This window comes from Ruegeria sp. YKSF070 (assembly GCF_059612725.1).
Genome location: NZ_JBXWRD010000020.1, coordinates 68,449 through 75,612, shown reverse-complemented (window position 1 = coordinate 75,612; position 7,164 = coordinate 68,449). Strand labels below are relative to the sequence as shown.

Sequence of the window (7,164 nt, the reverse complement as noted above, 5' to 3'; positions counted from 1 at the left end):
TTCCCACGCGTTACTAACCCGTCCGCCGCTCACCCCGAAGGGCGCGCTCGACTTGCATGTGTTAGGCCTGCCGCCAGCGTTCGTTCTGAGCCAGGATCAAACTCTCAAGTTAAAATGCCGTCTCCGACATTTCCATGACAGTCGAACCTCTGCACATCCTTGATGTCCTACCGCTTCGCTACTTGAGGACAGATAAACCATCCCAAAAAAACGTCGCGACCCCAACCCGGCTAGGCCAGGGCAAACATCAAGAGTCATCTGTCTGATGTACATCGTTCCAAAAGAAACGTTGCACCACCAAACAGTGAAGCTGACACTCTATCATCGCGCTACCGCTTCGCTACTTGAGCACAGGATCATCGACCCCAACCCAAATACGAAACACAGCGCTAAGAGCGCGATATACAGACTTTCAATCCGTCGAAACGAACCAAACCGCCCACATATCTCTTCAGTCATCCATCAATGTCAAAGAGCACTGCCACCCGAAGGCAAAAACAAGACCGATGCGCCAATCTATCAGCGCGCCCGCCCCGCTCATTCCTCGAATGCCGCCGTCTCTCCAGCGTGTCCGGCCGTCTCTCCGACCCGTCCGCAGCACCTCAGCGCCGCCGGTGAAGGGGGTTCTAGGCCCAACCAAAAAGAGTCGCAAGCACAAAAATACAAAAATCACAAAAAATCTCAATTCAAGGGGAAGGCATTGATTTATAATAGTTTTCCAAGAAAGCCCTGGTTCAGCCTTCTGTAAATCATCCTGTGACCCGGCGAAACAGGTGACTTACAGTGGTGTCGCGGATGTATCGTCATGCCCATGCCTGTGGCGCCACCATCGCTCATACAGCGATCCCTTGCAGTTTCGGTGCTGGATCGCCCTATCTGGTCCGGCCGGTTGTGCGTTCTCCTTCTCCATGATCGATGAACGGGGCAAGGCTCGCCGTGAACGTTTCCAGGAAATCCAGAACAAGGGGAGACAGGCTTCCGGTGACCGGCCGCAAGAGCGAGAGGCGATGCGTGATCCGGGGAGCAAAGGGGCGGATCACCAGACCCCGGTCACGATACTGCTCAGCGTCCAGTGCCGAGAGCACCGCCGCTCCCTGACCCTCGGCCACAATGGTGCAGGCGGTGGTGAACTGACGCACCTCGATCCACGAGGTCAGCTCTACCTCGCAATCGGTGAAAGCCTGCGCCAGACGCCGAAAGAACGGGCTGTCGCGCCGGGAATGAATGATCTTCTCGCCGCGCAAATCGTGCGGTGTGATCTCGCTGCGTTCCGCAAGCGGGTGGCCCGGCGGCAGGATACAGACGGTGCGGATCGGTATATCCGTACTCTCGGTGGCTGGATGCCCCGAGAACCCATCTGTGAGCGCACAGTCGTATTGCTGGCCGACGATCCATTCCAGGATGCGTTCCGGCCTGTCGGGTTCCAGCGTAACGGTAACTCCCGGCCTGTCCTTCAGAAACGCGGTCAGGACCTTCGGGAGATGGCTTGTGGCGAAACCCGGCAAACAGGCGATGCGCAGATGGCCTGCGGTGCGGTCCTTGAGATTGTGGCGCAGATCTTCGAGATGGGCGAGGCCCTCGAAGACACGATTGATCTCAGCCAGCATATAGCGCGATTCGGGAGTCGGGCGCATACTGCCGCCTTCACGCACGAAGAGCGGGAATTCGACCGAGGCCGAGAAGTCCGCAAGCAACCGGCTCGCGGCGGGTTGCGAGATTCCCAATTGCTGCGCTGCACGTGTGATCGAGCCCGTCTGGGCCACAGCGCGAAACGCCTCCAACTGTCTGAGCTTGAAATTCAAGACTTTCCCCTTTCTTCGCGCATGCAGCAATCGAGTCTTGGATCACCCAGCCATAACATTATACTATGAGAATGTTCATAAAACTTTTGCTTGAGTTATTTTTTTCCCTGCGCAACCATCCGCCCGTCCATGAACCCCGGGAGGTTGATATGACTTGTAAATTCCTGACACTGAGCGCATCAGCGTTGGTCCTGACGACCGGCATGGCCTTTGCGCAAACCGAAATCCAGTGGTGGCACGCGATGGGTGGCACCAATGGCGAGCGCGTCGACAAGATCGCCGCCGACTTCAATGCCAGCCAATCCGAGTACAAGGTCGTGCCGACCTACAAGGGCAACTATACCGAAACCATGACCGCTGCCGTGGCCGCCTTCCGCGCCAAGGAACATCCGCATCTGGTGCAGGTTTTCGAGGTCGGCACCGCCACCATGATGGCCGCCAAGGGCGCGATCTATCCCGTCGAGCAGCTAATGTCCGACGCCGGCGAGCCGTTCGACAAGTCCGACTATCTGCCGGCCGTGATCTCCTACTATCAGACGCCGGAAGGCGAGCTGCTGTCGATGCCCTTCAACAGCTCGACTCCAGTCCTGTGGTACAATGCTGACGCGCTCAAGGCCGCCGGTGTCGAAGTGCCGAAAACCTGGGATGACATGAAGACCGCTGCCCAGGCGCTGGTCGACAGCGGCATGGACTGCGGTTTCTCCTTTGGCTGGCAGTCCTGGGTCATGATCGAGAACTACTCGGCATGGCACAACATGGCCATGGGGACCAAGGAAAACGGTTTTTCCGGGTTCGACACCGAGTTCACTTTCAACAATGAAAAGGTCGCCGCGCGCCTCGACGATATCGCAGAGATGAGCGAAGGCAACCTGTTCAAATATGGCGGACGCCGGGGGGACAGCCTGCCGATGTTCACCAATGGTGAATGCGGCATGTGGATGAATTCGTCGGCCTATTACGGCTCGATCAAGGGGCAGGCTCAGTTCGAGTTCGGCCAGACCATGCTGCCGCTGGACACCGCCGTAGCGGATGCGCCGCAGAACTCGATCATCGGCGGCGCGACGCTCTGGGCGCTGGCTGGGCACGATGCCGAGGAATACAAGGGGCTGGCCAAGTTCATGACCTATCTGTCCTCTCCCGAGGTGCAGGCCTGGTGGCATCAGGAGACCGGCTATGTACCGATCACCACAGCTGCCTATGAACTGTCCAAGGAGCAGGGCTTCTATGACAGCAACCCCGGAACCGATACCGCGATTCAGCAGCTGAGCCTGAACACTCCCACCGCAAATTCGCGCGGGATCCGGTTCGGCAATTTCGTTCAAGTCCGCGACGTGATCAACGAAGAGCTTGAAGCGCTCTGGGCCGGTGACAAGACGGCAGCCCAGGCGTTGGAGGCGGCAACCGAACGTGGCAACACCCTGCTGCGCAAGTTCGAACGCTCGGCCAACTGACCTGAGCCCGCAAGACCCGGCATCCGGCGGCATCAGCCCGCCGGATGCTCAGCCGTTTCCGGCCCTGAGACGACGAGACCCCGATGCTGAAACGTGTCCATTTTCCCAGCTCGCTGCTACCCTATCTGCTGGTGGCGCCACAGATCCTGATCACGCTGGTCTTCTTCATCTGGCCCGCCAGCCAGGCGGTCTATCAGTCGTTCCTGATCGAGGATGCGTTCGGTCTGTCCACCGAATTTGTCTGGTTCGAGAATTTCGAACTTTTGGTCGATGACGAACAATATCTGCAAAGCTTTGGCCGCACGATCTTGTTCTCGGCCGCCGTCGCGGTTCTTTCGATGGGCAGCGCCCTGGTGCTGGCCGGATTCGCCGACCGTGTTGTGCGCGGCGCAACCACCTATCGTACGCTGATGATCTGGCCCTATGCGGTCGCGCCAGTGCTGGCCGGGGCGCTTTGGGTGTTCATGTTCAACCCGACACTAGGCATCTTTCCTTTCCTGCTCGACATGATCGGGATCGACTGGAATCACTATCTGAATGGCACCCAGGCGATGATGCTGGTGATCTTTGCCGCTGCGTGGAAGCAGATCGCCTATAACTTCCTGTTCTATCTCGCCGCCATGCAGTCGATCCCGCGCTCGCTGATCGAGGCGGCGGCGATTGACGGGGCCGGGCCGGTGCGCCGCTTTGTCGATCACATCTTTCCGCTGATCTCGCCCACCACCTTCTTCCTGCTGGTGATCAACGCGGTCTACGCCTTCTTTGACACCTTCGGCATCATCCATGCGGTGACCCAGGGCGGGCCGGCCAATTCGACAACGATCCTGGTCTACAAGGTGTATAACGACGGCTTTGTCGGCCTCGATCTGGGCGGTTCGGCGGCACAATCGGTGATCCTGATGATCCTGGTCATTGCCATGACCGTGGTCCAGTTCCGCTATATCGAACGCAAGGTGGAATACTGATGGTCGAAAATCGCCCCATCCTGAACGTCATCACCCATCTGGTTCTGATCCTTGGCATCGTCATCGTCGCGCTGCCGATCTGGATCACCTTTGTCGCCGCCACCCATGACGCGGTGCGCATGACGCAGGCGCCGATCCCGATGCTGCCGGGCGGACATTTCTGGGAGAATTTCACCCAGACCCTCTTTGGCTCTGGCCTGAGCGGCAGCGAGACCGCCCCGGTCTGGCGGATGCTGCTCAACAGCCTGGCCATGGCGATGATGATCGCCTTGGGCAAGATCGCGATCTCGCTGATATCGGCCTTTGCCATCGTCTATTTCAAGTTTCCCTTCCGCATGTTCTTCTTCTGGCTGATCTTCGTCACCCTGATGCTGCCGGTCGAGGTGCGGATCCTGCCCACGTTCGAAGTGGTGGCCGACCTGGGTATGCTCAACAGCTATTGGGGCCTTTCGATCCCGCTGATTGCCTCGGCCACGGCAACGTTCATGTTCCGCCAGGTGTTTCTGACCATCCCCGACGAGATGCTGGAAAGCGCGCGGATCGACGGGGCCGGGCCGCTGCGCTTTTTCTGGGATATCCTGATCCCGCTGTCGCGCACCAATATCGCGGCGCTGTTCGTGATCCTCTTCATCTATGGCTGGAACCAGTATCTGTGGCCGTTGCTGATCACCACCGACACCGACATGACCACCATCGTGATGAGCATCAAGCAGATGCTTGAGGCGGCGGAACAGTCCCCGCAATGGAACATCATCATGATGACCGCGCTGCTGGCGATGCTGCCGCCGGTCTTCGTGGTGGTCGCAATGCAAAAGCTCTTTGTTCAGGGCCTGACAGAGACCGACAAATAGGCACAAGACCATGGCATCCATCACTCTCGACAATCTCGTAAAGGCCTATGGCGACACCGAGGTCCTCCACCATGTGGCGGGCCAGATCGAAGATGGCGAATTCATCGTCATTGTCGGTCCGTCGGGCTGTGGCAAGTCGACTCTGTTGCGCATGGTCGCCGGGCTCGAAACCGTCACCGCCGGCCAGATCAGCATCGGCGATCGCGTGGTCAACCAACTGGAACCCGCCGATCGGGACATCGCGATGGTGTTCCAGAACTACGCGCTCTACCCGCATATGTCGGTGCGCGAGAACATGGCCTATGGGCTCAAGATCCGAAAGATTTCCAAGGACGAGATTGCTCGCCGCGTCGAAGAGGCCGCCGATATCCTGGAGCTGCGCCCCTATCTGGATCGCAAGCCGCGGCAGCTGTCGGGCGGCCAGCGGCAGAGGGTCGCCATGGGCCGCGCCATCGTGCGCAACCCCCAGGTGTTCTTGTTCGACGAGCCGCTGTCGAACCTTGACGCCAAACTGAGGGTGCAGATGCGGCTGGAAATCCGCAAGCTGCAACAGCGTCTTGGGGTGACCTCGATCTATGTCACTCACGATCAGGTCGAGGCGATGACACTGGGCGACCGGTTGATGGTGCTGAATGGCGGTTACGTGGAGCAGTTCGGCACGCCGATCGAGCTTTATGACCGGCCCGCCACGACCTTTGTCGCCGGCTTCATCGGCAGCCCGGCGATGAACTTTCTGCCTGCCACCGCCGCCGAAGGTTCCGTCACCCTGGCCAATGGCGCCCGGATCGCGGGGGCTGGCACGGCGCAGGGGGCGGTCACGCTGGGACTACGGCCCGAACACCTGTTGCCCAACGATGACGGGCCGGTGCGGGTACGTGTGGAACTGGTTGAACAGCTGGGCGCAAACTCGCTGCTGCACGGCCAACTTGACGGCACCGAGACAGAAATGGTGGTCAGCATGCCCGGTCACATGTCGGCGGCTGCGGGTTCGGTGATGAGTTTCACCCCTACGACGGACAGTCTGCATCTGTTCGACCCCGAAACCGGAAAGCGAATCAAGGCATGAGCACGTTCGCCCAACTTGCTGGGCTTCGCGGCGGTGCAGGCGTAGTGCGTGTCATCGGCCATCGTGGCGCGCGCGGCGTAATGCCGGAGAACACGCTCGAAGGCTTTGCCTTCACGCTCGCCGCCGGGGTTCAAGCACTTGAATTCGACGTGGTGATGACCGCTGACGGCGTACCGGTGGTGACCCACAACCACCATCTCGCCAATTCGGCGACACGCGATTCGCAAGGCCGGTGGCTTACGGGCGCGGAGCGGAAGGTCGCCGAGATGACTTTTGCCGAGATCCGGGCCCTGGATGTCGGCGGTCTGGACGGTCGGACCACCTATGGCCAACGCTTTCCCGATCAGGCCTTTCTTAGCGGCATACGCGTACCCAGACTGGGCGACCTGCTCGACCTTTGCGCAAGCCATGGCGAGAACGCACCCTATCTGCTGCTGGAACTGAAATCGGATCCTGCACTGATGCGCGACGACGCCGCGCGGGCCGATCTGGTGGCCGCAGCGGTAAGCGATGTCCGGCGCTACCGGATGGAACCACGTACAGTGATGCACAGTTTTGACTGGGCACTACTGGACGAATGCCGCAGGCAGGCGCCGGATCTGCCGACGTCATACCTCTCACAACTGCCGGAAAATGCGGATGACCCGGGGGAGGATTCGGCTAAATCGGTCGGACCCGACTACCAAGGACTGACCACAACCTTGCCGCAGACCGTCGCGGTTGCCGGGGGCCAGCTGTGGTGTCCCTATTATCTGGACGTGACGCCCGAATTGGTGGCCGAGGCCCATGATCTGGGTCTGTCGGTGCTCACCTGGACCGTCAACGAAACCGACGACATAAGGCGGCTGGCCGCGACCGGGGTCGATGGGATCGTGACCGATTACCCGGGTCGGACGCAACGGGTCCTGATTGATATGGGGCTGACCTGGAACTGACGGAATTCTGCAAGAATTCCGCTTCGGAAAATTCTCGAATTTTCCGGGTCGTTTTCCGGTCCGGAAAACAACGATGAAAAGTTCCAGCCCCGCT

At 59.6% G+C, this 7,164-nt stretch carries 7 protein-coding genes and 1 rRNA gene; 6 read left to right on the top strand and 2 right to left on the bottom strand.

Annotated features, from left to right (window positions below):
* Positions 1 to 112: ribosomal RNA gene (locus AC2FL1_RS11980) — 16S ribosomal RNA — on the bottom strand; the annotation flags it as partial.
* A 153-nt stretch (positions 113 to 265) separates the two neighbouring features.
* On the opposite strand from AC2FL1_RS11980, the gene AC2FL1_RS11975 reads away from it, so the two are divergent.
* Complete coding sequence (locus tag AC2FL1_RS11975; RefSeq protein ID WP_496877081.1) at positions 266 to 748, top strand: hypothetical protein; 483 nt, start codon at positions 266 to 268, stop codon at positions 746 to 748.
* Between the two features lie 124 nt (positions 749 to 872).
* On the opposite strand, the gene AC2FL1_RS11970 is transcribed toward AC2FL1_RS11975, so the two are convergent.
* The gene (locus tag AC2FL1_RS11970; protein ID WP_496827479.1) at positions 873 to 1,802 is read right to left on the bottom strand and encodes a LysR substrate-binding domain-containing protein; all 930 of its coding nucleotides are present in this window, start codon (positions 1,800 to 1,802) and stop codon (positions 873 to 875) included.
* Between the two features lie 149 nt (positions 1,803 to 1,951).
* Here AC2FL1_RS11970 and ugpB point away from each other — a divergent pair, with 149 nt between their 5' ends.
* The 5 genes from ugpB (at position 1,952) to AC2FL1_RS11945 (ending at position 7,070) form a co-directional block, all read left to right on the top strand.
* A complete protein-coding gene (gene ugpB, locus AC2FL1_RS11965; protein WP_496877080.1) occupies positions 1,952 to 3,253 on the top strand; it encodes a sn-glycerol-3-phosphate ABC transporter substrate-binding protein UgpB in 1,302 nt (433 codons plus the stop codon).
* A gap of 83 nt (positions 3,254 to 3,336) precedes the next feature.
* Entirely contained in the window at positions 3,337 to 4,218 is an 882-nt protein-coding gene (gene ugpA, locus AC2FL1_RS11960) for a sn-glycerol-3-phosphate ABC transporter permease UgpA (RefSeq protein WP_496877079.1), read from the top strand.
* Positions 4,218 to 5,069 carry a sn-glycerol-3-phosphate ABC transporter permease UgpE gene (gene ugpE, locus AC2FL1_RS11955; protein ID WP_496827473.1) on the top strand — a complete coding sequence of 284 codons (852 nt, stop codon included), beginning with the start codon at positions 4,218 to 4,220 and terminating at the stop codon, positions 5,067 to 5,069. The genes ugpA and ugpE overlap by 1 nt, the downstream gene beginning before the upstream one ends.
* Before the next feature lie 10 nt (positions 5,070 to 5,079).
* Complete coding sequence (locus AC2FL1_RS11950; RefSeq protein ID WP_496877078.1) at positions 5,080 to 6,135, top strand: sn-glycerol-3-phosphate import ATP-binding protein UgpC; 1,056 nt, start codon at positions 5,080 to 5,082, stop codon at positions 6,133 to 6,135.
* Positions 6,132 to 7,070, top strand: coding sequence for a glycerophosphodiester phosphodiesterase (locus AC2FL1_RS11945; RefSeq protein ID WP_496877077.1), 939 nt, complete (start codon positions 6,132 to 6,134; stop codon positions 7,068 to 7,070). The genes AC2FL1_RS11950 and AC2FL1_RS11945 overlap by 4 nt, the downstream gene beginning before the upstream one ends.
* The last annotated feature ends 94 nt before the right edge of the window (positions 7,071 to 7,164 follow it).

What these genes read in the sequence shown, in the direction of transcription:
- AC2FL1_RS11975 (WP_496877081.1), top strand. Translation starts at nt 266, where the DNA reads ATGTACATCGTTCCAAAAGAAACGTTGCACCACCAAACAGTGAAGCTG.
- AC2FL1_RS11950 (WP_496877078.1), top strand. Translation starts at nt 5,080, where the DNA reads ATGGCATCCATCACTCTCGACAATCTCGTAAAGGCCTATGGCGACACC.
- ugpB (WP_496877080.1), top strand. Translation starts at nt 1,952, where the DNA reads ATGACTTGTAAATTCCTGACACTGAGCGCATCAGCGTTGGTCCTGACG.
- AC2FL1_RS11945 (WP_496877077.1), top strand. Translation starts at nt 6,132, where the DNA reads ATGAGCACGTTCGCCCAACTTGCTGGGCTTCGCGGCGGTGCAGGCGTA.
- ugpA (WP_496877079.1), top strand. Translation starts at nt 3,337, where the DNA reads ATGCTGAAACGTGTCCATTTTCCCAGCTCGCTGCTACCCTATCTGCTG.
- ugpE (WP_496827473.1), top strand. Translation starts at nt 4,218, where the DNA reads ATGGTCGAAAATCGCCCCATCCTGAACGTCATCACCCATCTGGTTCTG.